The organism is Sneathiella aquimaris (assembly GCF_026409565.1).
Classification (GTDB): Bacteria; Pseudomonadota; Alphaproteobacteria; order Sneathiellales; family Sneathiellaceae; genus Sneathiella; species Sneathiella aquimaris.
Genome location: NZ_CP112881.1, coordinates 2,000,092 through 2,024,978 on the forward strand (window position 1 = coordinate 2,000,092; position 24,887 = coordinate 2,024,978).

Sequence of the window (24,887 nt, forward strand, 5' to 3'; positions counted from 1 at the left end):
GGTCAAATTATTTCTTGACCATTTGGTCAGTTTCTAGCTATGGTTTTTTTATGGGAAAACCGGCGCTATGCCGGGGTATAAGTTTAACTGGGCTAGGAACTATCAAGATGGGTGATATCGCAGATATCGCAGCCGGACGTCTGTCCGCTGACGAGCTCTCACAAAATTTTAAGGACATGTATCCGCCGTTGGATCCGCGGCAAGCTGGCATTGAAGCAAGCCGCTGTTATTTTTGCTTTGATGCACCATGTATGGAAGCCTGTCCGACAGGGATCGATATCCCAAACTTTATTCGCAAAATTCAGACAGAAAACTATCGCGGTTCTGCCATCGATATTCTGACAGAAAATATCATGGGCGGTGCCTGTGCACGGGTTTGTCCAACTGAAATTCTGTGCGAAGAAGCCTGTGTGCGGACCACGCAGGAAAGTAAACCGGTTACAATTGGTAAACTGCAACGCTTTGCCACGGACTGGTTGATGGAAACCGGCGAGCAGCCTTTTGAACGGGCCGCGTCAACCGGTAAAAAAATCGCAGTCATCGGGGCAGGACCAGCCGGTCTTTCAGCGGCCCATCGTCTGTCGATGCTCGGACATGATGTTGTTGTGTTTGAAGCAAAAGAAAAAGCTGGCGGACTGAACGAATATGGCATTGCAGCCTACAAAGTTCCCAACGATTTTGCGCAGGAAGAAGTCAACTTCATATTAAGCCTTGGCGGTATCGAGATCAAATATGGCCAGGCGCTTGGCAAGGACATTTCACTTGCTGGATTAAAGGCAGAGTATGATGCTGTCTTCTTTGGCGGCGGTTTAGGCGCGGTACGGTCTCTTGGCCTCGATGATGAAAGTGTCAGCGGTGTTTATAATGCGGTCGACTTTATTGCTCAGCTGCGCCAGTCATCCACGAAAACAGATGTTCCGATTGGGCGCAAAGTTGTCGTGATCGGCGGTGGTAACACGGCAATTGATATGGCTGTGCAGGCGAAACGTTTGGGGGCAGAAGAAGTAACCCTTGTGTATCGCCGGGGGCCTGACGCCATGAGCGCCACCCATCACGAACAGGAATATGCACAGATTAACGGCGTAACCATTCGTCACTATGCCAAACCTTCGCGGATTTTGTCATCTGATGGTGTCGTGACAGGAATGGAGTTTGAATATACGGAAATTGGCAACGACGGTAAGCTGAACGGCACCGGCGAAACCTTCACCCTACAGGCAAATATGGTCTTTAAAGCAATTGGGCAGGTCTTTGTTGCCGACCCTGTTACGGAAGAGGCCGCGTGTCTTGAAGTGCAGGATGGCCGAATTGTCGTCAACGACGACAAAGCAACCTCCATTAGCGGAATTTATGCAGGCGGTGACTGCATTTTGGGCGGAGAAGACCTGACAGTAGCCGCTGTTCAGGACGGTAAACTTGCCGCCCATGCAATCGACAAATATTTAAGCGCCTGAGGAAGGATTATAAAATGGCAGACTTAAGCTATGATTTCGTAGGAATCAAAACCCCCAATCCTTTCTGGCTGGCCAGTGCGCCTCCGACGGATAAGGAAATTAACGTTGTTCGTGCCTTTGAAGCAGGCTGGGGCGGCGTTGTCTGGAAGACTTTGGGTGAAGATCCACCGGTGGTGAATGTCTCATCTCGTTATGGTGCCATCAATTATGGTGGTCAGCGGATGGCAGGGCTGAATAATATCGAACTGATCACAGATCGTCCGCTGGATGTTAATCTGGAAGAAATCAAACGGGTTAAAAAAGCATGGCCGGATCGGGCGATCATTGTTTCATTGATGGTCCCCTGCGAAGAGGAGCCGTGGAAATATATTCTTGGACGGGTCGCAGAAACCGGTGCCGATGGGATCGAACTGAATTTCGGTTGTCCGCATGGCATGTCAGAACGCGGCATGGGCGCCGCGGTTGGTCAGGTTCCTGAATATGTGGAAATGGTGACTGCCTGGTGCAAACAGCATTCGGATATGGCGGTTATTGTTAAATTAACACCCAACATTACGGATATTCGTCAATCTGCTCGTGCAGCAGTGCGCGGCGGTGCAGACGCGGTTTCTTTGATCAATACAATCAATTCGATTGTGAATATTGATCTGGATATCATGGCGCCGACCCCCACCGTGGACGGAAAAGGCGCTCATGGCGGTTATTGCGGCCCTGCCGTGAAGCCAATCGCTTTGAATATGACCGCCGAAATCGCACGTGATCCTGAATGTCAGAATATTCCAATGTCCGGCATTGGTGGTATTTCCAACTGGCGCGATGCTGCCGAGTTCATTTCTCTTGGATGCGGAACTGTTCAGGTGTGTACCGCCGCCATGCATCACGGTTTTAAAATCGTTGATGATATGAAAACGGGTCTGTCAAACTGGATGGATAGCAAAGGGTACAAGACCATTGATGATTTCCGCGGCCTTGCGTCGGGGAACGTCACGGACTGGAACCAGCTGAACATGAACTATGACGTTAAGGCGCTGATTGATCAGGACAAATGTATCAAATGCGGGCTTTGTCATATTGCCTGTGAAGATACGTCCCATCAGGCGATTACAGCGGGTCGTGTTGATGGCGATCGTCGTTATGAAGTGGTTGACGAAGAATGTGTTGGCTGTAACCTGTGTCAATTGGTCTGTCCGGTTGATGAATGTATTACGATGGTCGAACAGGACAACGGGAAACCGTATATGAACTGGAATCAGGATCCACGAAATCCTCACCGTACAGCAGCAGAATAAGTGGTGAATTGATAATGAAAAATATGAATGTAACAGGGGATCGTCTTTGGGACAGTCTCATGGAAATGGCGAAAATCGGCGGAACAGAAAAGGGCGGCTGTTGCCGCCTGGCTCTCACTGATCTTGATAAAGACGGTCGGGACCTTTTTTCCAACTGGTGCAAGGATGCTGGATGCACCATTAAAGTCGACAAAATGGGCAATATCTTCGCTCGCAGGGCCGGTCAGGATGATGATTTGCCTCCTGTGATGATGGGCTCCCATCTGGATACTCAGCCGACCGGCGGTAAGTATGACGGTGTTTACGGTGTTCTGGCGGGTCTTGAGGTTCTTCGGACACTCAATGACTATGATGTAAAGACCAAGCATCCGGTTGAAGTTGCGGTCTGGACAAATGAAGAAGGGTCCAGATTTGCGCCTGCCATGGTGTCATCCGGCGTTTTTGCTGGTGTTTTTGATTTGGATTACGGTCTCAGCCGTGCCGATCTTGACGGAAAGACCATGGGCGAAGAACTGGCACGCATCGGTTATGCCGGTGATGAAGAAGTAGGGGGCCGCGAAATTAAAGCATTCTTTGAAGCCCATATCGAGCAAGGTCCTATTCTGGAGCATGAAGAAAAAACAATTGGCGTTGTAAAAGGCGCTCAAGGGCAACGCTGGTACGAAATTAAAGTAACCGGTCAGGAAGCCCATGCCGGCCCAACACCAATGGCCCGCAGAAAAGATGCCTTGGTGGCAGCCTCAAAAATCGTGACAGAGGTAAACCGGATTGGACTGGACAACCAGCCATATGCCTGTGCAACTGTGGGTTTGATACAATCCAGCCCTAATTCCAGAAATACCATTCCGGGTGAAGTGTTCTTCACTGTCGATTTCCGCCATCCTGACGATGCAATTTTGTCTAAAATGGATCGCGAGCTTCGTGAATATTCTGAAAAAGTCACTTCAGAAGGCGGCTTTGAACTGGAATTCGAACAAATCTGGTATTCACCACCCGTTGCGTTTGATGAAGATTGTGTCAAAGCAGTTCGTCACGGTGCAGAAATGGCTGGTTACAGCCATATGGACATTATTTCCGGTGCTGGGCATGACGCCTGCTATATCAATCGTGTTGCCCCGACCGGGATGATTTTTGTTCCGTGTGAAAACGGGATCAGTCATAACGAACTTGAAGAAGCCACCCCAGAAGATCTTGCTGCCGGTTGCAATGTTTTATTGCATGCGGTTGTGGAACGGGCGAATGTAGCGTAACAAGTGTAATCGAAAAGAGTACGTTGTTCAGGATGGGAACCTTTCTGTAAAAGAAAGGTCCTGACTGCGTTTGTATAAGAGAGGTAAAGCATTGGGATGCACCGATCATTGGGGCTTGACGAAGGGACGAATGCGATGACTGATATGGGAAAACCGGTCATCGAGATCGAAAAGCTGAATTTAATATTCGAGACACCGGATGCTCCGGTTCACGCGTTGAGTGATGTGGATTTAACGATCAATGAAGGGGACTTTGTTTCTTTTATTGGACCATCTGGTTGCGGTAAAACCACGCTTATGCGCGTTATTGCCGATCTGGAAAAACCGACGAATGGAACGATTTCTGTTAATGGAATGACGCCGCAACAGGCCCGTGAGAAACGCGCTTATGGCTATGTGTTTCAGGCGCCAGCGCTTTATCCATGGCGAACGGTTCAGAAGAACATCATGCTTCCCCTTGAAATCATGGGGCTTTCCAAAGAAGAACAGTTGGCACGAGCCAGAAAAAATCTGTCGCTGGTCAACCTGGAAGGGTTTGAAAAAAAGTTTCCATGGCAGTTGTCAGGAGGGATGCAGCAACGGGTCTCCATCGCACGGGCTTTGTCAGTTGAACCTGACCTTCTGTTAATGGACGAGCCATTTGGGGCATTGGACGAAATCACACGGGATCATTTGAACGAACAATTGCTCCGGCTGTGGGATCAAACAGGAAAAACGGTTATTTTCGTAACCCATTCTATTCCTGAATCTGTGTTTCTTTCTTCAAAAATTGTCGTAATGTCACCGCGGCCTGGTAAGATTACCGATGTCATTGATTGTAATCTTCCAAGGGACCGAACACTGGATATTCGGGAAACTCCAGAATTTCTGGAAATAGCCCATCGGGTCCGCGAAGGGCTTAGGGCAGGACATTCATACGATGACTGATATGGCACTTAATCCAGCGGGTGCCACAGTTTGGCAGAGGCTCTATTACGGAAAAACGCTGCCGGTTCTAACAGTTCTGCTCAGTCTTCTTGTTATTTGGTATGCAGGGGCAGTGTATCTGAACAAAGATACCCTGATTTCCAATTACGAACGCAATGATATTTCCTGGGATGCAGAAAAACTGATTTCGGATGCATGGGCGATGGAGCGGCCCATCCTGCCGGCCCCGCATCAAATCGCAACCGAAATCAATAAAACCGTCTTTCAAAAGAAAATCACCTCAAAACGCAGCCTTGTTTATCACGCTTGGGTGACAACCTCAGCCACGTTGTTAGGTTTCGGGATGGGAAGTATTCTGGGGATCCTGTTGGCTGTGGGAATTGTCCATGTCCAGACACTGGACCGCAGTCTGATGCCTTGGGTTATTGCCTCGCAGACCATTCCAATTCTGGCAATTGCGCCGATGATTATTGTGGTGTTGGGGAATTTGGGTATTACCGGTACAATTCCAAAATCCATTATCTCCATGTATCTGTGCTTTTTCCCGATTACCATTGGCATGGTCAAGGGGCTTCGTTCTCCCGATGTTCTACAAATGGACCTTATGAGAACCTATAGTGCGTCAACAGGTCAGATTTTCTGGAAGCTCAGAGTCCCTGCATCGGTTCCGTTTTTATTTACATCCCTGAAAGTTGCTGTTGCCATCAGTCTTGTTGGTGCAATCGTTGGTGAACTGCCAACGGGCGCGGTTTCTGGTATCGGTGCGCGGTTGCTAAGCGGTTCCTATTACGGACAAACCATTCAGATTTGGTCAGCGTTGATCGTGGCTTCTGTTTTGGGAATGTTGCTGGTTTATCTGGTGTCGATGATTGAAAAAATTGTAATGAGTAAAATGGGATATAGGGCATGATCAGGACAATATCTCAAGATCGCCCCATGTTGGTTTTTCTGATACTGGGGCTTCTTTCCCTGCTTTTTCCCGTTGGCATGGTGGAAGAGGCAGGCTTTGGCTGGACCAATGATATGTTTGCGCTTAGTTTGGCGATCATCGGGCTGGCAATTGCCGTTTTTTATATGATCACACGGCCAACCGGCAGGGGGGGGGCCCTGGTGGTTATTGCCGGGGTTATAATTGCAGCGGCTGCACCGCTTGCCTTAATCGAAGCAAATACCGTTCATTCCTTTAGCGCTTATGGCCTATGGCTGTTTGTGATCGGGCTGGGATTTTATGCCTGGCGTGCCATGGAACATATGTCAGGGCAGGTGAAGGATAGCAAGCTTCTGTCCCTTGTGGTGCCGGCGTTGTTTGGAATGTGGCTTTTATACATCTGGCAGGTCGTTACAACCGGTTTCAAGGTACCCTCGGTCTTATTACCAAGCCCAGATTTGATTGGTTTGGCATTTATGGCAAATCTGGACATTCTGGCCGGTGATTTTTACCAGACCTTTGTTAAATCTGTGTTGAGCGGGTTTGCTTTTGGGTGCGGATCGGGGTTTTTGGTCGCCATACTCGTCGACAAAATTCCGTTCATGCAGCGGGGCCTGTTGCCTTTGGGCTCATTGGTTAGTGCTATTCCGATTGTTGGTATTGCGCCCATTATGGTGATGTGGTTCGGGTTTGACTGGCAGTCAAAAGCGGCAGTTATTGTTGTCATGACCTTCTTCCCCATGCTGGTGAATACGCTAGCAGGGTTGGAGGCCACCAGCCATCTGGAAAAGGATCTAATGCGGTCTTACGCAGCGTCTTATTTTCAAACTCTTTTCTTCGTCAGATTACCAAATGCGTTGCCGTTCATTTTTAATGCATTGAAGATTAATTCCACGCTGGCGTTGATCGGGGCGATCGTGGCAGAATTTTTTGGAACACCGATTGTCGGGATGGGATTTCGCATTTCGACAGAAGTAGGAAGAATGAATGTGGATATCGTTTGGGCGACAATTGCGGTTGCTGCGGTCGCCGGTTCGTTATTTTACGGTATTCTTGCAATAATTGAGAGGTCACTTACTTTCTGGCACCCCTCATATCGGAGTTCAAGAAGCTAGACGCTGAAGAATTTATACAGGATAATAAAGATAAAAATAATAAGGGAAGAAACAAATATAAAAGTCTAACAGGAGAGGTGAAGATTATGAAAAAGATTGGGTTAATGGCGACAGCAGCGATGCTGAGTTTGGCGGCCGTAACGGCACAAGCAGCAGATAAGCTGACATTGCAGTTAAAATGGGTCACTCAGGCACAATTTGCGGGCTACTATGTTGCAAAAGACAAAGGCTTTTACGACGAAGTTGGCCTGGACGTTACAATTAAACCGGGCGGACCGGATATTGCTCCAGCACAGGTTCTTGCCGGTGGCGGGGCAGATGTGGTCATTGACTGGATGCCTTCTGCACTGGCAACACGGGAAAAAGGTGTTCCACTTGTCAATATCTCACAGGTATTCTCCAAATCAGGCATGATGCTCACCTGTCGTAAGGACATGGGAATTTCGGGCCCTAAAGACTTCAAAGGGAAAACTTTGGGCGTCTGGTTCTTCGGAAACGAATATCCGTTCCTTTCCTGGATGGACAAACTGGGTCTGAAAACAGACGGTACCGGGGCGGATATTACGGTATTGAAACAGGGCTTTAACGTTGACCCTCTATTGCAGAAACAGGCCGCGTGTGTGTCTACAATGACATATAACGAATACTGGCAGGTTCTGGATGCAGGTCTGAAGCCGGCAGAACTCAGCGTTTTCAAATATGAAGAACAGGGCGTAGCAACGCTTGAAGACGGTCTTTATGTCCTTGAAGACAGCCTCAAAGATGCAAAAATGAAAGACAAACTGGCACGTTTTGTTAAAGCATCCCTTAAAGGTTGGAACTACTCTGTCGAAAATGTTGATGAAGCCGCGGATATTGTTCTTGAAAATGATGCGACCGGTGCACAAACTGAGAAACATCAGCGTCGGATGATGGGCGAAATTGCAAAACTGATTGATACGGAAAAACTGGGACGTTTGAACGAACGGGCTTATAAACGGACAGTTGCAACTCTGTTGTCTGGTAAATCTGCACCCGTGATCAGTAAAGCGCCAGTTGGTGCCTATACTCAGGAAATTTGGGATATGGCTTCCAAAATTAAATAACGAAATACATATTTCTGGATCAAGGGGCGCTTTGGCGCCTCTTTTTTTTATCCTGAAGCCTTAATTTACTCATTTTTTTTGCAAATAATAAGATTTATCTTATATTAATTCGCTTTTCTGTTAGTCTTTTAGCGTCGGTTTTTATGTAGTATTTTGGAACCTTTGTATGAAATCTGCGGTTTGGTATTTTTTTGTTCTGTGTCTTGCAGTATTGGTTGTTTTTGAAAACGATACGGCTGCGAACGAACGTCCTGCCCGCTTACTAATTTCGCAAAGTATGGGGGTTCCGACCCATGAAGCAGGGGCACGCGTTTTAACTGCACTTTATGCGAAAATGAACATCGACGTTGCCTTCAAAATATTGCCTGCCCGCCGAAGCCTTTTATCCGCTGTAAATAATGAAACAGATGGCCTTGTGTTTAGGATTGCTGAAATCGGGGATCTGTATCCAAATCTGATCCGGGTTCCAACACCCTTCATGCGTATTAGTGGATATGCCTATTCGATCGATGGCAGAATTGTCAATTCCCAAAAAGAGCTTAAAAATCTGAGGATTGGAATCATTAGAGGAATTGTCTGGGCGGAGAGGATAGCAAAGAAGGCGCATATTGTTTACTTCGATGATTACTCGGCTATGTTAGGTAAGTTATTTGATGGTGGAATTGACGTTGTCGTCTCTGTCGAGCATAGCATCCAGCGCGAAATCAAGGCCAAAAACTATAAAAACAAATTTTATCGGGGGCGAGCGCTGACAGAATTTGACCTCTATCATTACTTGAACATCAAACATAAAGCATTGGTGGATCGAGTGGACTATTACCTGCAGGTCATGCAAAAAAGTGGCGAGTTCGATCGTCTATTCAGTAATAGAAAGCAATATCCATAATCCAAAATAAAAACCCCCGTTGCGGGACGGGGGTTTTTATCGTTAGACAGGCACGAATAATCGGACTTGTCTCCCTTTACTCGGCGGCAGCAGAAGGTCGGTTGACGCTTTTGGGAGCCGTTTTTTCTCTTCTGATTTTCAAGGCATCAAAGTGACTGTTGAAAGTTGGACGCTTGATATAGCGGCCGGCGCCTTTAACAACATTCAACTGACCATCTTTAAAGACAACATTGCCCTGACTGATGGTGTGGCTTGGACTTCCTTTGACTTCCATTCCTTCAAAGATGTTGAAATCGATGTTCTGGTGATGGGTTTTGACCGAAATTGTCCGTGTCATTTCAGGGTCCCAGACGACAATATCTGCATCGGCGCCCACACTGATGGATCCCTTGCGCGGATGAATGTTAAAGATTTGAGCGGCGTTGGTTGAGGTGACCTTCACAAACTCATTGATCGTCAGTTTGCCTTGATTAACCCCATGTTCCCAAAGGACCGCCATGCGATCTTCTACACCGGATGTTCCGTTTGGAATCTGGGTAAAGTCGTTGCGACCTGCAGCTTTTTGCGGGGCACAGAAACAACAGTGATCGGTTGCCGTTGTCTGCAAATTACCAGACTGCAAACCGCGCCACAATTCCCGCTGGTGATCTTTGGGGCGGAAAGGGGGGCTCATTACATGGGCCGCAGCAAATTCGAAATCTTCGTTGTAATAAACACTGTCATCAATCAAGAGATGTCCCGCAAGGACTTCGCCGAACACTCGTTGGCCTTCCAGGCGCGCCCTGGTAATGGCTTCCAAAGATTCTTTACAGGAAACGTGAACAATATAAACCGGAGTTTGCAATACCTGCGCTGTCCGAATTGCCCGGTTCGCGGCTTCGCCTTCTACTTCAGGTGGGCGGGATTGCGGGTGACCTTCCGGGCCCGTGATACCCTGTTTCAGCATTTCCTGCTGAAGGTAATAGACCATTTCACCATTTTCAGCATGGACAGTTGCCATTGCGCCCAGTTCGCGGCAGCGGTTAAAGCTTGCCATCATCATCTCGTCAGAAACCATAATCGCATTTTTATACGCCATGAAATGCTTGAACGAGTTAATACCTTCCTGTTCGGCCAGAATACCCATATCCCGGTGAACGGTGTCATCCCACCAGGTAATCGCGACGTGGAAGCTGTAATCCGCAACAGATTTTTCAGCCCAACCGCGCCACTTTTGATAGGCTTCCATAATGGGCTCTTCAGGATCAGGAATAACAAAATCGATAATTTGTGTCGTTCCTCCGGCAAGTGCGGCGGCGGTTCCTGTATAGAAATCTTCCGACGCAACTGTCCCCATGAACGGAAGCTGCATATGGGTATGAGGGTCAATGCCGCCCGGCATGACATATTGACCACCAGCATCGACCACTTCTGCGCTTGATGGTACTTCCAGATTTTCACCGATGGCCTTGATGATGCCATCCTCGCAATAGACATCAGCCCGAAAACTTGTTTCTGATGTGACGACGGTTCCGCCTCTAATCAGGGTTGACATACCCACCTCCTGTTTATCCATTTCTCTAGCGATAATGTGGCGCAAGTCCCAGTTCCCGGCCATCATTTTTTCTATTTTAACTTTGCCTTTTAAAAAAGGATAGTTAAAATCCTGACCAATTGGTCAAAAAATGTATTTTGTCATCCTAAACGGCATAAAACAGCAAACAGGAGAGGTGTCATGGCAATCGTAAAATCCGGTCTTATCCAGGTAGGATTAAAAGGAAATACAGATATGTCGCCAAAAGAAATCAGTGATCTGATGATCGAGGCGCATATTCCGTTCATTGAAGAAGCTGGTCAGAAAGGCGTTCAGGTTCTCAGTTTCCAGGAAGTATTCAACCAACCTTATTTCTGTCCGTCACAGGATAGTAAATGGTATGCGGCCGCTGAAAAAGTGCCTGATGGTCCCACTGTCAACCTGATGAAAGAATATGCCAAGAAATATAACATGGTGATCGTTGTCCCAATTTATGAAGAAGAGAAAACAGGGATTTATTACAATACGGCAGCGGTGATCGATGCGGATGGCACCTATCTGGGTAAATACCGTAAAACCCACATTCCGCAAGTCGCAGGCTTTTGGGAAAAATTCTTCTTCCGCCCCGGAAATAGTGGATGGCCTGTCTTTGATACGGCTTATTGCAAGCTGGGTGTCTATATTTGTTATGACCGGCACTTTCCAGAAGGATGGCGGGCTCTTGCATTAAATGGTGCTGAATATATTGTTAATCCGTCTGCAACCGTAAAAGGGGTCAGCCAGTATCTTTGGGAGTTGGAGCAACCCGCCTCGGCCGTTGCAAATGGTGTTTACATTGGTGCCAGTAACCGGGTTGGCACCGAAGCGCCGTGGAATATTGGTGAATTTTACGGGTCATCCTATATCGTCAATCCGCGTGGTGAACTGATTGTTCAGGCATCTGACAACAAAGACGAATTGATTGTTGCTGATATGGACATGGATATGATCCGCGAGATCCGCAACAACTGGCAGTTCTTCCGGGATCGGCGCCCAGATACTTATCTGGATCTGGCGGACGATCACGTCAGTTAAACCGTCCCGGTCTTATGCGGTGACCCGCTGGGCAAATTCAAGCCAGAAGGGAATCGCCATAAGGGATAAAATAACCTGAAGGGAAGAGGCGTTTGCGTAAAGCGGTGCGTCTCCTCCCATTTCTCTGGCCAACAGATATCCATTTGCAGCAGTTGGCATGGCAGCAAGGATCATCAGAATGTTTAATTCCAGCCCATTGATGCCCAGTAACAGGGCAATTACAAGAACCAAAGCAGGCATAAAAACCAATTTGAAGAAGCAGGCCAGAAGAAGCTTAAGGCGCATCGCTTCCAGATTGCCCAGTGTTAATCCGGCGCCGACCGTAAGAAGTGTAATGCCAAGAGAGGCCCGCCCCAGAATTGTCAGGCCCTCATGAACGGGTTGCCAAAGCGACAAACCGCTTAGATTAATAGCAATGCCGACCAGACATCCAATGATTAACGGGTTTTTCAGGATCTTGAGAAGGATTTGACCGGGTGCAATCTGTTTATCGGTCAGGAGCCACGTCATGACTGTAATATTGACCACGTTGATAGGTGGGATCATTGTGATTAAGCCCAGTGCAACAATGGCTGTTGCATTTTCACCGTACAGGCTGGCCACCAATGCGAGGGCAATAAAACCGTTGAACCGTGTGGATGTTTGAAACAGGGAGGTATAGGCCGCTATTTTCTGTTTGTTCTTACGGGTAAGGGAGGGGTAAAGCAGTGCAAGTATCACAAAGGTGGTGGCTAACGCGCATAGTAATGTCAGGACAAATGGCCAAACATCCAGGGAGGCCATGTCGACCGAGGCCAGAGCGACGATGATAAAGCAGGGCATCAAAATCAGGAATGTTATTTTTTCAATGGGAATCCATTGGCTGTCGTCTTTCAAAACACGGCTTTTAAGATAAAAACCGAGCATCATGATGCCGAATACAGGTAAAAAGCCGTTTAACAGAACACCAATATCCATGCATTGATCCCTTTTTTTTTGATGGCATCCTATACACAAATTTAGTCTTGTCAAAAAAATGCAGTACGGGTATTGTTTTTAGATAATTCAGTATTAAAGGGTATTCAAAACTGCTTTATCGAAAGCGTTATATCCCGTGGGCAGGGCGTTCGTGAACACAATGAGTATAATTGCCAGAATATTTCTGGGGTCTTTTGCTTTGGCAGGATGTCAAACGATAGACGTCCAAAATGGCAGCGGGGATATCTATTTTTTCAAGGATGGTTTTGTTTCAAGCTATAAGGCTTATCGGACCGGTTTCCAATTAGGAAACGACAACCCACGCGCGTTTGCCTTTGACCCGACAACTGACACGGTTTCCTGGAATTCTGTACGGAAGCTGGATGGGGTTGATGCCGCCAGGAACAAGGCAATTATTCAATGTGAAGAACACGCAAAAAGTGGGAATTGCCGGTTGTTTGATGTGGATGGTGTCATTGTATGGACGGGGCTCGATCCCAAACGAAAAAAGGAACTCCTCGATGTCGCATCAAAGACCGTTGATCTTACCAATACGCCGGTGATCGATTATCAAATGGACCGCTTTAAACTGTCCAGCAGACAGATTAAACTGGCAAAAACCTATATTGAGGCATCTGAAAAATATGACGCGTCTGCATTTTTTGTCAGTGCAAATGCGTATTCGACAGGCTGGTCCTTTTATAACGGCACGGATGCCTATCAGACGGCTGTTCAGGCGGCACTGGTCCATTGTAAACAAAAGTCTGAATATTCAGATTGCTATTTATTTGCCGCAGATGGCAAGCCCATCAACAAAGATGCTGTGCAGGCATTGGGCCCGTCATAATCTATTTAATAGAGTGTTTTCTTTTGCCGCGAAAGCAAGGTTTGATCATAGTTTATGGCATCAAATGTCGGGTTTCCGGACTTCGCCATTTCGCCGGCAGTTGGAACTTGGTCTTGTGTCAGAAATAAATCCGGGTTCCAAAAGTCAGATCGGATCAGCGCGCGGGCACATTGAAAATATACGGTTTCGATTGTTACCAGTATAACGCAGGTTGGCCGTTTTCCGTTCATTTCAAAATTTGTGGTCCATTGGGGATCCGTGGTCAACCGGGCTTTCCCATTTACACGCAGGCATTCATTGATCCCCGGTATCATAAACAGCAACCCGACCCTTGGATCCTCAACAATATTGCGCAAAGTATCAATCCGGTTGTTTCCGCGTCTGTCCGGGATGGCCAGAGTCTGGTCGTCGATGATTTGGAACAACTCCCCCTTGACGTCCCCGCGAGGAGAGCAATCAAGACCCTGACTACCCGAACTGGCCAAGGCAAAAAAGGGCGATTGTTCGATCCATCGTCTATAAACAGGATTTAGGCTGGTGACTTCTTTTTCCAAGGAGGTCGACGCAGGTGGCTGATACAGATTTTCCAATTGCTCAATGGATGTGATCAAGTGCATATTTTTCACTGGTTTTACTTTTTTCGTTGCCGGAATCGCACCATACTACCCAAAAAATTATTTCAAGACTAAGACAGTTTTTCCCGTCCATTTGAATGGGGATTATTTTGAAAGGATAATGAGGCATGTCACAAGGGCAGAAAACGAAAACAGGAGCCTGTATGTGCGGGGCGGTTACATTTCGTGTGACAGGCCCGTTTCGAGATCTGATCATGTGTCATTGTAACCAATGTCAACGGGCAAGCGGGCATCATATTGCCGCGACAGCAGCACCGATCGAGAATTTTGAATTTTCTCAAGATCAAGGGTTGCGATGGTTTCAATCCTCCAGCCATGCAAAACGCGGCTTTTGCGAAAAGTGCGGAAGCAGCCTTTTCTGGCAAATGGCTGGAAACAAGGACAGGAGCATTTTTGTCGGATGCCTTGATGGGGATGTTGATCTGCCTGTTTCCATGCATGTTTTTGCCAAAGGCCGCAAATCCTATTATTCCCTTGAACAGGATGTCCCTGTTTATGATTATTATCCGGGGGCCGACAATGAAGGGTAACTCCTTGCAGATTGCTCGGGCCGGCATCATTTTAAACACGGAAAATTTTAACGCCTGTGTTTCTTTTTACAAGCAGGTGCTGGGCTTGAAACTGTTGTTTGAAGAGCAGTCAGAAGGTTTTAGGCTTGCCTGCCTGGAATGCCTTGGAACCTATCTGATGATCGAAACAGGGGGTGTTTCGGTTCCTTCTGGAAAAACAGTTTCACAAAATCCGACCAAATTACGATTTAATGTAAAAAGTATGGAAAATACCCTTAATTATTTGAAATCAAAGAACATTGACGCCAAAATTACCAATAATTCGTGGGGTCAGTGTATTAATATATTTGACCCTGACGGAAACCGTGTGGCCTTTCGGGACGAGTCCACTTTTGTCAGCCAAATCAAAAATTAAGTTTGTTTGCGAACACGTTCCCGATACAGGATGTACAGGCCACTGGCGACAATAACAATCGCGCCTAAAATTGTATACTGATCCGGCAAATCTCCAAACGCAAAATACCCGAAAATGGCAGTCCAGACCAATTGGGTGTAGGAGAATGGCGCGGCCGTTGACGCAGAGGTATAAGAGAACGCTTTAATGATCACAAAATGACTGACCCCACCGATTAACCCGATCACAGCCAGCAAACCCCATCCTTTGGCATCTGGCGCTGTCCAGACAAAAGGGGCAACAATGGACATCACAACCGTTCCCACAAGCGCCGTATAAAACAGGGTGGTTACAGAACTGTCTATGCCCGCAAGTTTCCGGGTCGCGATCTGGTAAGACGCATAAAAAACAGACATGCCAACGACGAGAAACATTGCAGGATGAACAATGCCAAGTCCGGGGCGCAAGATAATCAAAGCCCCCATAAATCCAATGATAACAGCACTCCAGCGGCGAAAGCTTACTTTTTCCTTTAATATTAAAACGGAAAGAACCGTCACAAAGAGCGGAGATGTGCTGCCCATGGCACCGGCGTCGGCGAGGGGTACATATTTAAGGGCTGTAAAGAAGCAGATTGTCGCGCCCAGTAGCAGCATGGACCTGAAAACCTGCAATTTCAAATTGCTGGTTCGGATAAGTTTCATGCCTTGACTGGGGGCAAGAAACAATGTCATCAACACCATGTGAAAGAAATATCTGGCCCATACGACTTGTGACGGATCGTAAAATTGCGCCGTGTATTTTACGATACTGTCCATGCACACAAACAGAAAAATTGCGGTGCAATACAGCAAAATCCCTTGATAGGACTGCGTTATTGGTAATGCGTTGGATGGAGCAGACATTGATTGTCCAGTTCTTATTGTTTGCGGACATTTTCAACGGATAACGACTGTCCTAATGATCAGAAACGATCAACTGAATACCCCAAGATGTCAAGCTTTGTTGTTTTTCCGGCAATATGTTTAGCGATCAGGTCTGCTGACCCGCAGGCGAGAGTCCAACCCAGCGGACCATGCCCGGTATTTGTGTAGAAATTTTTAATTTTGGTTGGGCCAACCAGAGGGACGCTATCCGTTGTCATTGGCCGTAACCCTGCCCAACGTGTAGCTTTGGCAGGATCTCCGCATTCCGGAAACAGGTCCATAACGGATTTAAGGACCATATCCTCCCGTACGGAATTAGGGTCTGTCTGATACCCGTTAATTTCAGCTGTTCCAGCGGCACGAAGGGTATCCCCTAGGCGACTTATTACAATATGGCGGGTTTCATCAGTGATGCTTGTCATTGGGGCGGTATTGACGCCTTTCACCGGAATACTGACAGAATAACCCTTTACCGGATAGATCGGCAGGTTGACCCCGGCCTTTTGAGCAATGGGTCGGCTGAAAGCACCAGAGCATAACACAAAGGCGTCAAAACGTTCTGTCTGGTCATTTACAATCATCGCGTCAATGGTTGTGGCTGTGGTGTCAAAGCCGTTGATTGTTGCGGAATAGTGAAATTGCACCCCTTTTTCTTTCAGAATACTTTCAAGGGCTTTGGTAAAGGCTCGGGCATTACCACTTTCATCCCCTTTTGAATAGGTTCCCCCAATGAAGTTGGAGGCTGTATTGTGAAGAGATGGTTCAATATCCATGCAGCCTTCGCGCGACAGAAACTCCTGTTCAACACCATGGTCGCGCAGCCATTTTTGCCGGGCCAGGGCGTCTTCTGCTTCTCTGTCTGTTTCAAACAGCTTTAAGATACCTCTTTGTTCCCGGTCATATTTCAGATTTTCTGCGCTGATCAGATCATTCAAAGCGAGTTGGCTGTATTTGGCCAGCTCAACAATTTTTTCTGCGTTCTTAAAAAACAAACTGGTCCGGCAATTCAAAAGATATCGAACACCCCATGCCCATTGATAGGGATCAGCCTGCATTTTAAATACAAGCGGGGCGGCGTCATGGCCTAACCAGCGGATGAGTTTGCGCGGTAAATCAGGGCTGGACCATGGGAAGGGCTGACTAACAGAAATCTGGCCCCCATTTGCAAAACTGGTTTCTTCGGCGGAGGCAGGCTGGCGATCAAATACAGTGACCGCGTATCCTTGACTGGCAAGGGAGTAGGCTGTTGTTACGCCTGTAACGCCGGCTCCAAGGACTGCTATTTTCACGATGAGAATTCCCGAGTTGTCACTTGCGGTGCACCATACTCAATCCCGTTAAGGAACCCCACCCAAAAATGAAAAAAAGTGACAGGGATATCTATCTTGTTTCCAAGACGGCAAAACTCTTCTAAAGTTATCGGATCATGACTGAACCATTAATTTATGAACAGAATGAGGGGATTGTAACCCTCACGATCAATCGTCCGGAGGAGCGAAATGCCCTCTCTGACGATCTCATTTTTCGCGCATTTGTCGATGCTGCGGAGCGAATTAACAAAGATAACAGCGTCCGCTGTGTGATCCTGACAGGGAAAGGCAAAGCTTTTTCTGCTGGCGGGAATGTGAAGCATATGCGGGACAAGGAAGGGCTTTTCGCAGGATCTCCGACAGAACTGCGGCAAGGCTATCGTCACGGCATTCAAAAGATCCCGCTGGCCTTTTACAATTTGGAAGTGCCAACAATTGCGGCAGTAAACGGACCCGCCATTGGTGCCGGGTGTGACCTTGCCTGTATGTGTGATATCCGAATTGCTGGTAAATCAGCCAAGTTTGGCGAAACCTTTGTTGCTTTGGGGATTATTCCCGGTGATGGCGGCGCTTGGTTTTTACCCCGGACAATTGGTCGAAGCCGCGCGGCTGAACTGACCTTTACAGGGGATGTCATTGATGCGGAAACCGCCCTTGAATATGGTATGGTTTCCCGCGTTGTTGAAGATGACGATCTTTTGGCGGCGGCGAATGAGCTTGCGGGACGGATTGCCAGAAATCCCCCTCATGCATTGCGTTTGTCTAAAAAACTGATGCGGGAAGGTGAACATACACGCCTCGACAGCCTTTTGGAAATGTCTTCAGCATTTCAAGCCCTTAGCCACTATACTGAAGATCATATGGAAGCAATTGACGCGTTTTTTGAAAAACGCCCGGGCGACTACAAAGGGAAATAACAATCGATGGGTCAGTATCATCATGTGATTGCTGACCCATTTCAAACGGCGAACTTCAAAGTTTGTTCCACTGATCGTAAATGGACATAAACTGAAGGCCGGATCCGGCGTCCTGTCGGTAACTGAATTTTATCATGATTTTGTCTGTTTCCGGATTAAGTGCCAGCATCTGGCCCGCATAACCCAACCCCCAAAATCCCGGTGCCCTCTTATTATCGGTCCACCATTGATACCCATATCCTCTGAAAGATGTTTTCAGGGTGCTGGGAAAGGTGATTTGTGTGGTGGTGGCTTTCTTTAAATACTCCGCAAAACAGGTATTTTGTTTGCGTTCTTTTAGGATCCAGACGGCAAGGCGACCCCAATCTTTAAGGCGGGCCTGAAACCCTGAACTCGCCATGGTCGCTCCATTTCGATCGGCTTCCCAGTGGGCAGGGCCTTCAGGGCCGGTTTTCTGCCATATCATCTGGTCAAAATACGCGGCCAAGGGTTTCCCGGTACGGCGCTCTACAATTGTTGATATCGCAAGCGTATCTGCCCCTTTATAGATGAACATGTCTCCGGGAGAATGCACGTTTTTGTTTTCAATCCGTTCCCATAGTGGGCCCCAAAGAATGTCGGAAACCGTTACCTGACCCAAACGGATTGGCCAGGAATAACCGTTGAAGGGTTTTCCTGTTCTGGGGTTTGAGCCAATGCCGCCGGTAAATTTAGGCTGGCCACTTCTGGCGGATTGATAGGCGCCACTGCTCATGGTCAACAGGTGCCGAACAGTCGCGTGGCCAAAGGGTGTTTCGCCAAACTCAGGCACGAACTTGTTGGCGCTCTGATCGAGGGATGGGATAAGTCCGCCGCAAACGGCTTGTCCGGCAGCAAGACTGGTCAGGCTTTTGGCAATGCTCATGCTATAAAATTCAGAGTTTTCAGATCCAGCGCCCTGATATGCTTCATACAATATCTGGCCGGCCTCTATGGCAAGGATTGCTGTTGTGGCAGGATAGGCCTTTAAATAGTCCTGCAGGTTCTTCTGGTGCCCGTTTTGAAAAAACTGTTTTCGCGCCTGTTCGCTGGCAACCTGTAATTCACTGGGAAAAGGCGAGGGCTGAAAAACATAATCCACGGTTGGTCCCACATCGATATACCCACCTACATTATGCGCCGGTGTCATCTTTTTAATGTCTGCTGCCGCCATTCCCCCTGTTAAAACGATTAAGAAAAGGCTCAGAAGGGCCGTGTGTAATAAAGCGAGCATGATTTAGGGAACCCCTTTCATCCTTTCATAGAGTTGCACTAGAATATAAACCAATCAATCGTAAAAGAGTGGACGTGATCCAAATGCGCTACAAGTTAAAATACTGTTTTGTCATTGCTGTGCTTTTCATTGGTGCCTGTTCACCGATGGTTCAACGTTCAGGAACGATAAATCAGGCGCCGGAACTGAAAGAAAATCAATTTATTGCACAAGACGGTGTTTCATTGCCGATCAAACAATGGCCGGCCCTTGAGGACGAGAAAGCGGTGATTGTTGCGGTTCACGGGTTTAACGATTATCGAAACGGCTTTTCCTTTCCAGCAAGCTGGTGGATGCAAAAAGGACTGACAACCTACGCTTATGACCAACGGGGATTTGGGGAAACAGAACAGCGGGGAATTTGGGCGACAAGCGACCGTTTAACCGGGGATTTGTCATCGCTTGTTGCGCTCATCAAAACTCGGCATCCCGGCAAACCCATTTACCTATTGGGCGAAAGTATGGGCGGTGCCGTTGTCATGAGCTCCATCACTCAAGACGATTTTCCAGAGGTTGATGGTGTTATCCTGTCAGCACCCGCAGTGTGGGGCTGGAAAAGCCTGAATCTGTTTTATAAGAGTAGCTTATGGGTAAGTGCTCATGTTTTTGGTTCGGTAAAAGCAACGGGAAAAGGCCTTGGTATACAGGCCTCTGACAACATTCCCATGCTAAGAAATCTTGGTCGCGATCCATACTTTATCAAAAAGACGCGTTTGGATGCCGTATACGGTTTGGTTGGTCTAATGGATGAGGCCTATGAAAGCGCAGAAGAAATGACGTTGCCGACCCTTGTTTTATATGGCGCAAACGATCAGGTCATCCCAAAGAAACCGGTTGAAGATGTGGTGCACAGGTTACCGAAAAGCGCTGATATCGTCCTGTATGAAAAGGGATGGCATCTTTTGCTTCGCGATTTGCAGGCCCCAGTGGTCTGGGAAGATATCCGTAGCTGGATCGAGAAGAAAGAAATCCCGTCGGGCAGTAAAGTCAGGACCCTTCCGCTTTTTCCAGATGATGCCTAGAGATTTTTTCCAAAATTCCGGTCAATTGATCAAAATGATCAATCATAAAAGTGGCACCCAGTTGATCCGCGGGGGTTTGAGAATACCCAAAGGTGACAGCAATGCTGTAAATTCCGGCGGACGTTGCCGCATCGATATCATTGTGGGTATCCCCGATCATGACCGAGGGGCCGTTCAACGGGGGAAGTATTTCCAGCGTTTTGGTAATATGGGCAGGATCGGGTTTTCGGGTATCAAAACTATCCCCGCCCGTGATAACGGAAAAATAATCCGCCATTTGGTAATCATGAATGATCGTCTTGGCAAATTCATAGGGTTTATTGGTACAAACACCCATCTTGCACCCAGATTTTTGCAAGTGGTCCAACGTTTCGCCTACAGCAGGGTAGGGAAAACTATGAACGGAAAGGTGATCCCGGTAATGATCAAAGAAAAGAGTAACCAGTTCTTCAAATTCATCATTGGCAGGTAACCCCCCTGTCGCTTTCAGGCTTTTTTCCAGCAAAACACGGGCGCCTTGACCAACCATATGTTTGACACTTTCAAGAGATACGAGGTCTCTATCAAATGTTTTCAAACAATGATTTAGGGTATTGTGAAGATCTGGCGCGGTATCCAAAAGGGTCCCATCCAGATCAAAAAGCAGGTTCATAGGGTGCATTTGTGAAAAATCCCGTAACATTGTTTGATTTGGGAGCAAAGTAATCATTGTGTAAGAGTGCAATCAACAGATAAAAGTTGATCTATTGCAATATTTTATATTGAGAGACTAAATGACAGCGATCGCGACCGTTATCCTGGCGGCTGGTGCGGGTTCCCGCATGAAGTCGAAAATGCCAAAAGTACTGCATCAAATTGCCGGACGGGCAATGGTGTCTCATTTGCTGGATACTGTTTCCACTTTAAACGCGACCAAAAACATTGTCGTTGTAGCACCGGGTATGGATGACGTGCGGGCAGAAGTGGCCCCAGCACAGACAGCTGTGCAGAAAGAGGCGCTTGGAACCGGTCATGCTGTGGCCGCAGCCCTTCCTGACCTGGAAGGCTTTGTCGGGGATATACTGGTCCTGTACGGTGATACACCGTTAATAACAGCGGAAACATTGCGGACGATGATCGAGGCACGCCGGGCATCAACGGGCAATGCTGTGGTGGTTCTGGGCTTTGAGCCGGAGGACCCGCTGGAATATGGCCGACTGGTGACAAACGAGGCTGGAGATCTGGAAGCGATCGTTGAATTTGCTGATGCAACAGATAAAGAAAAATCGGTAAGGCTCTGTAATTCTGGCGTTATGGCGATTTCGTCAGAACATATTGAGGGGTTGATTTCAGCGGTTGGCAATGAAAATGCCAAAGGTGAATATTACCTAACGGATATAGTTTCGATAGCCCGTTCAAAAGGATTGACCTGCAAGGTGGTCAAGGGTCAGGAGACTGAACTCCTGGGCGTGAATAACCGGGTTCAGTTGGCCGAAGCAGAAGAAATTGCGCAGGAACGCTGGCGCAAACAGGCCATGACACAGGGCGCAACGCTGATTGATCCTAAAAGTGTCTTTTTCAGCCATGACACAATTTTGGGGCAGGATGTGGTTGTCGAGCCCAATGTTTTCTTTGGTCCAGGTGTCACCATTTCGGACGGTGTGCGCATCAAAGCCTTTTCCCATATCGAAGGTGCGACAGTTGGCGTCAAATCGCAGGTTGGTCCTTATGCCCGCTTGCGGCCCGGCGCCGCCCTTGGCGAAAAGGTGAAAGTTGGAAATTTTGTTGAGGTGAAAAAAGCGTCTTTGGACGATGGAGCCAAGGTCAGCCATCTTTCCTATATCGGGGATGCGTATGTGGGCGCACAGGCTAATATAGGGGCCGGCACGATTACATGTAATTACGACGGTTATGACAAAGCAAAGACGGTTATTGGGGCCGGTGCGTTTGTTGGCTCCAACACGGCCCTTGTTGCACCTGTCAAGATTGGGGATGGCGCAATCATCGGGGCCGGTAGCACTGTTACAAAAGAAGTGGCGCCGGATGCGTTGATGGTGGAGCGGGCCTCGGAAACCCAAAAGGCGGGATGGGCAAAACGTTTTCGGGCAATGAAAGCCCGGCTTAAGAAATAATTCAGAAGCTTTTTAGCGGATAAGAGGATCTATGTGCGGAATAATCGGTGTCTTGGGCAAAACAGATGTTGTCCCATCTCTGATCGGTGGCCTTAAACGGCTTGAATATCGGGGATATGACAGTGCGGGCATTGCCGTCCAGACGGGTGGTTTGATGGACCGCCGACGGGCAGAGGGGAAGCTTGTTAATCTGGAGAAAGTCGTAACTGATGATCCCTTGACCGGGCTTACCGGTATTGGTCACACCCGGTGGGCAACCCATGGGGTTCCCAATGAAACCAATGCTCACCCGCATATGACACCGCTTGTTGCCCTTGTGCATAACGGGATCATTGAAAATTACCGGGAACTGGCCGCTGAGCTTGAGCCGCGGGGCTATTCTTTTTCATCAGAAACAGATACGGAAATAGCCGCCTGGGTCATTACCAGTTTTCTGGAGGATGGCAAAACACCTGAAGAAGCCATTGCACTGTCTCTTAAAAAATTTCAGGGCGCCTTTTCGCTCGCCGTTATCTTCAAGGGGGAAGATGATCTGATGATTGGCGCCAAGCGTGGCGCCCCTCTTGCCATTGGCTGGGGGGATGGCGAAATGTTTTTCGGCTCTGATGCCATGGCGCTTGCACCGCTTACCAGCCGGATTTCCTATCTGGAAGAAGATGACTGGGCGGTTTTGCGCCGGGAAGGGGCAACCATTTATGATGGAAATGGTGCACAGGTTGATCGGGAAATCAAGCTCACCAAGCTTTCAGGTGCGATGATCGGCAAAGGAAACCATCGTCATTTCATGATGAAGGAAATAGTCGAGCAGCCGGCGGTGATCGGGGAAACACTGAACGGGTTTTTTAACCCGAAATCACGGACCATCACATTGCCTGATCTTCCGTTCAGCTGGACGGACCTGCCAAAAGTAACAATTGTAGCCTGCGGAACGTCCTATTATGCCGCCATGGTTGCCAAATACTGGTTTGAACGTCTGGCCCATTTACCGGTTGAAGTGGATATCGCCTCTGAATTCAGGTATCGCAGTATGCCATTACCAGAAGGCGGATTGGCAATGTTTATCTCCCAATCGGGAGAAACGGCCGACACGTTGGCAGCATTACGCTATGCCCGGCAACAAGGCCAGCATATTGCCAGTATCATCAATGTTGAAGAAAGCTCGATGGGGCGCGAGTCGGATTTTGTCTTTCATACCAAAGCAGGGCCAGAAATCGGGGTTGCCTCGACAAAAGCCTTTACCTGCCAGCTGGTGACCCTTGCCTGTATTGCGATTGATGCTGGTGTGAAGCGGGGTACGTTGTCCGCCGAAGAAGAAGCGCATTTAAGTTCGGCCCTTTCCGAGGTGCCCGCGCGGGCTGCCGAAATTCTGGATCATGATGGCGCTATTCGTGAGCTTGCCAAAAAAATCTTTGAAGCCAGAGACATTCTCTATATCGGCCGTGGACCCGGTTATCCCATTGCCCTTGAAGGGGCACTGAAATTAAAGGAACTGTCCTACATCCATGCGGAAGGATACGCGGCGGGAGAGCTGAAACACGGCCCCATCGCGCTGATAGACGAAACCGTTCCGGTCATCGTGGTTGCACCGACCGATCATTTCTTCGAAAAAACAGCATCGAACATGCAGGAAGTCATGGCGCGAAATGCCCAGGTGATTTTCCTGTCGGACGCGGAAGGAATGAAGCAACTGGGCGAACATGCCTTGGGATCGATTGAAATTCCGACGGTGGACCCGTTTGTCACTCCGATCCTGTACGCAATCCCTGTTCAGATACTCGCCTATCATGTCGCGGTTCTAAAAGGCACCGATGTGGACCAACCCCGCAATCTGGCAAAGTCCGTTACTGTCGAATGATTTGATCGGTGCCGATAACGTTCTCCGACAGTAATACCAAGGTCATCATCGGTGAACAGAGGCACCTTTAACCCAATAGAAACAACGTGTTCCTTGTCTTCTGGAAGGTGCTGAACGTCGATACGTTCAACGACCTGTGACAGCCATTTTTGTTTTTTACGTTTGTTGAAAGCGTTTAAACGGTCAAAATCAACCACCAGACTTTGCAAATTCAACAACCAACCGTCTTCGTTGCTTTGGTGTTTATAGCATATTGAAGCCTGTTCCAACAGTTCCAGTACCGATTGTCGTTCAGTGTTTAGATTGTCAGAAACTCGGTCGTAGATACGCTTGGGGGTCTTTCCCATGCGATAATCGGTTTCCACATCAGCCAGTGACGTATCAAGGGTGTCTAACTGTTCTTCAAGATTATGAACACGCTTGTGAATTGCAGCACGACGCTTCCTGTAACTGTTGTCGATGCCAAATTGTTCTGACAACTGGTTATGAATTTCTGATGGGTCAGATAAAGTTCCCATAATCGTATCCCAAACGATTTCATCTGTACGAAGAATGTTTAGGGATTTGATCATGTCGCAACCTCTGCCGCGTT

The 24,887-nt window shown here is 47.9% G+C and carries 24 protein-coding genes; 16 read left to right on the forward strand and 8 right to left on the reverse strand.

What is annotated here, in order from left to right; all coding sequences use genetic code 11:
* The first annotated feature begins 107 nt into the window (after positions 1-107).
* From OIR97_RS09495 to OIR97_RS09530, 8 genes are all read left to right on the forward strand, one after another.
* A complete protein-coding gene (locus OIR97_RS09495; RefSeq protein ID WP_169545405.1) occupies positions 108-1,454 on the forward strand; it encodes an NAD(P)-dependent oxidoreductase in 1,347 nt (448 codons plus the stop codon).
* A gap of 14 nt (positions 1,455-1,468) precedes the next feature.
* A complete protein-coding gene (gene preA, locus OIR97_RS09500; RefSeq protein ID WP_169545406.1) occupies positions 1,469-2,743 on the forward strand; it encodes an NAD-dependent dihydropyrimidine dehydrogenase subunit PreA in 1,275 nt (424 codons plus the stop codon).
* 14 nt (positions 2,744-2,757) lie between these two features.
* Positions 2,758-3,993: a Zn-dependent hydrolase gene (locus OIR97_RS09505; protein ID WP_169545407.1), complete on the forward strand. Its 1,236-nt coding sequence runs from the start codon at positions 2,758-2,760 to the stop codon at positions 3,991-3,993.
* Positions 3,994-4,128: 135 nt separating this feature from the next.
* Positions 4,129-4,920, forward strand: a complete 792-nt coding sequence (locus OIR97_RS09510; protein WP_407696679.1) for an ABC transporter ATP-binding protein — start codon at positions 4,129-4,131, stop codon at positions 4,918-4,920.
* Positions 4,913-5,830 (forward strand): ABC transporter permease, encoded by a 918-nt coding sequence (locus OIR97_RS09515; RefSeq protein ID WP_169545408.1) that lies wholly within the window; start codon positions 4,913-4,915, stop codon positions 5,828-5,830. Before OIR97_RS09510 ends, OIR97_RS09515 begins: the two co-directional genes overlap by 8 nt.
* Positions 5,827-6,963, forward strand: a complete 1,137-nt coding sequence (locus OIR97_RS09520) for an ABC transporter permease (protein WP_219821711.1) — start codon at positions 5,827-5,829, stop codon at positions 6,961-6,963. The genes OIR97_RS09515 and OIR97_RS09520 overlap by 4 nt, the downstream gene beginning before the upstream one ends.
* 83 nt (positions 6,964-7,046) lie before the next feature.
* Entirely contained in the window at positions 7,047-8,048 is a 1,002-nt protein-coding gene (locus OIR97_RS09525) for an ABC transporter substrate-binding protein (protein WP_407696680.1), read from the forward strand.
* Positions 8,049-8,214: 166 nt separating this feature from the next.
* Positions 8,215-8,934, forward strand: a complete 720-nt coding sequence (locus tag OIR97_RS09530; RefSeq protein ID WP_169545410.1) for a substrate-binding periplasmic protein — start codon at positions 8,215-8,217, stop codon at positions 8,932-8,934.
* A 76-nt stretch (positions 8,935-9,010) separates the two neighbouring features.
* Here the strand turns inward: OIR97_RS09530 and hydA are convergent, their stop codons facing one another.
* Positions 9,011-10,468, reverse strand: coding sequence for a dihydropyrimidinase (gene hydA, locus OIR97_RS09535; RefSeq protein ID WP_169545411.1), 1,458 nt, complete (start codon positions 10,466-10,468; stop codon positions 9,011-9,013).
* A 180-nt stretch (positions 10,469-10,648) separates the two neighbouring features.
* Between hydA and OIR97_RS09540 the strand changes: the two genes are divergently transcribed.
* Complete coding sequence (locus tag OIR97_RS09540) at positions 10,649-11,521, forward strand: nitrilase-related carbon-nitrogen hydrolase (protein ID WP_169545412.1); 873 nt, start codon at positions 10,649-10,651, stop codon at positions 11,519-11,521.
* A gap of 12 nt (positions 11,522-11,533) precedes the next feature.
* Here OIR97_RS09540 and OIR97_RS09545 read toward each other — a convergent pair whose 3' ends face one another.
* Positions 11,534-12,478, reverse strand: a complete 945-nt coding sequence (locus tag OIR97_RS09545) for an AEC family transporter (RefSeq protein ID WP_169545413.1) — start codon at positions 12,476-12,478, stop codon at positions 11,534-11,536.
* Between the two features lie 160 nt (positions 12,479-12,638).
* Between OIR97_RS09545 and OIR97_RS09550 the strand changes: the two genes are divergently transcribed.
* Positions 12,639-13,325 (forward strand): hypothetical protein, encoded by a 687-nt coding sequence (locus OIR97_RS09550; protein ID WP_169545414.1) that lies wholly within the window; start codon positions 12,639-12,641, stop codon positions 13,323-13,325.
* Positions 13,326-13,330: 5 nt separating this feature from the next.
* Here OIR97_RS09550 and OIR97_RS09555 read toward each other — a convergent pair whose 3' ends face one another.
* Positions 13,331-13,942: a pyridoxamine 5'-phosphate oxidase family protein gene (locus OIR97_RS09555; protein WP_169545864.1), complete on the reverse strand. Its 612-nt coding sequence runs from the start codon at positions 13,940-13,942 to the stop codon at positions 13,331-13,333.
* A gap of 125 nt (positions 13,943-14,067) precedes the next feature.
* Between OIR97_RS09555 and OIR97_RS09560 the strand changes: the two genes are divergently transcribed.
* Together OIR97_RS09560 and OIR97_RS09565 are read left to right on the forward strand one after the other, a co-directional pair.
* The gene (locus OIR97_RS09560; RefSeq protein WP_219821713.1) at positions 14,068-14,490 is read left to right on the forward strand and encodes a GFA family protein; all 423 of its coding nucleotides are present in this window, start codon (positions 14,068-14,070) and stop codon (positions 14,488-14,490) included.
* Positions 14,480-14,884 carry a VOC family protein gene (locus tag OIR97_RS09565; protein ID WP_219821714.1) on the forward strand — a complete coding sequence of 135 codons (405 nt, stop codon included), beginning with the start codon at positions 14,480-14,482 and terminating at the stop codon, positions 14,882-14,884. Before OIR97_RS09560 ends, OIR97_RS09565 begins: the two co-directional genes overlap by 11 nt.
* On the opposite strand, the gene OIR97_RS09570 is transcribed toward OIR97_RS09565, so the two are convergent.
* Both OIR97_RS09570 and OIR97_RS09575 read right to left on the reverse strand, forming a co-directional pair.
* Complete coding sequence (locus OIR97_RS09570; protein ID WP_169545415.1) at positions 14,881-15,768, reverse strand: DMT family transporter; 888 nt, start codon at positions 15,766-15,768, stop codon at positions 14,881-14,883. The genes OIR97_RS09565 and OIR97_RS09570 overlap by 4 nt on opposite strands.
* A 59-nt stretch (positions 15,769-15,827) precedes the next feature.
* The gene (locus tag OIR97_RS09575; protein WP_169545416.1) at positions 15,828-17,078 is read right to left on the reverse strand and encodes a D-amino acid dehydrogenase; all 1,251 of its coding nucleotides are present in this window, start codon (positions 17,076-17,078) and stop codon (positions 15,828-15,830) included.
* Positions 17,079-17,215: 137 nt separating this feature from the next.
* On the opposite strand from OIR97_RS09575, the gene OIR97_RS09580 reads away from it, so the two are divergent.
* Positions 17,216-18,016, forward strand: a complete 801-nt coding sequence (locus OIR97_RS09580; protein WP_169545417.1) for a crotonase/enoyl-CoA hydratase family protein — start codon at positions 17,216-17,218, stop codon at positions 18,014-18,016.
* 55 nt (positions 18,017-18,071) lie between these two features.
* Here OIR97_RS09580 and OIR97_RS09585 read toward each other — a convergent pair whose 3' ends face one another.
* Positions 18,072-19,268 (reverse strand): serine hydrolase domain-containing protein, encoded by a 1,197-nt coding sequence (locus OIR97_RS09585; RefSeq protein WP_169545418.1) that lies wholly within the window; start codon positions 19,266-19,268, stop codon positions 18,072-18,074.
* Between the two features lie 83 nt (positions 19,269-19,351).
* Here OIR97_RS09585 and OIR97_RS09590 point away from each other — a divergent pair, with 83 nt between their 5' ends.
* Positions 19,352-20,329, forward strand: coding sequence for an alpha/beta hydrolase (locus OIR97_RS09590; RefSeq protein ID WP_169545419.1), 978 nt, complete (start codon positions 19,352-19,354; stop codon positions 20,327-20,329).
* Here the strand turns inward: OIR97_RS09590 and OIR97_RS09595 are convergent.
* Positions 20,295-20,990, reverse strand: coding sequence for an HAD family hydrolase (locus OIR97_RS09595; protein ID WP_169545420.1), 696 nt, complete (start codon positions 20,988-20,990; stop codon positions 20,295-20,297). The genes OIR97_RS09590 and OIR97_RS09595 overlap by 35 nt on opposite strands.
* Before the next feature lie 112 nt (positions 20,991-21,102).
* Between OIR97_RS09595 and glmU the strand changes: the two genes are divergently transcribed.
* Positions 21,103-22,440 carry a bifunctional UDP-N-acetylglucosamine diphosphorylase/glucosamine-1-phosphate N-acetyltransferase GlmU gene (glmU, locus tag OIR97_RS09600; RefSeq protein ID WP_169545421.1) on the forward strand — a complete coding sequence of 446 codons (1,338 nt, stop codon included), beginning with the start codon at positions 21,103-21,105 and terminating at the stop codon, positions 22,438-22,440.
* Between the two features lie 31 nt (positions 22,441-22,471).
* Positions 22,472-24,295 (forward strand): glutamine--fructose-6-phosphate transaminase (isomerizing), encoded by a 1,824-nt coding sequence (gene glmS / locus OIR97_RS09605; RefSeq protein WP_169545422.1) that lies wholly within the window; start codon positions 22,472-22,474, stop codon positions 24,293-24,295.
* Here the strand turns inward: glmS and OIR97_RS09610 are convergent.
* On the reverse strand, positions 24,223-24,867 hold the full coding sequence (locus OIR97_RS09610) for a hypothetical protein (protein WP_169545423.1): 645 nt from the start codon (positions 24,865-24,867) through the stop codon (positions 24,223-24,225). The genes glmS and OIR97_RS09610 overlap by 73 nt on opposite strands.
* Positions 24,868-24,887: the final 20 nt, after the last annotated feature.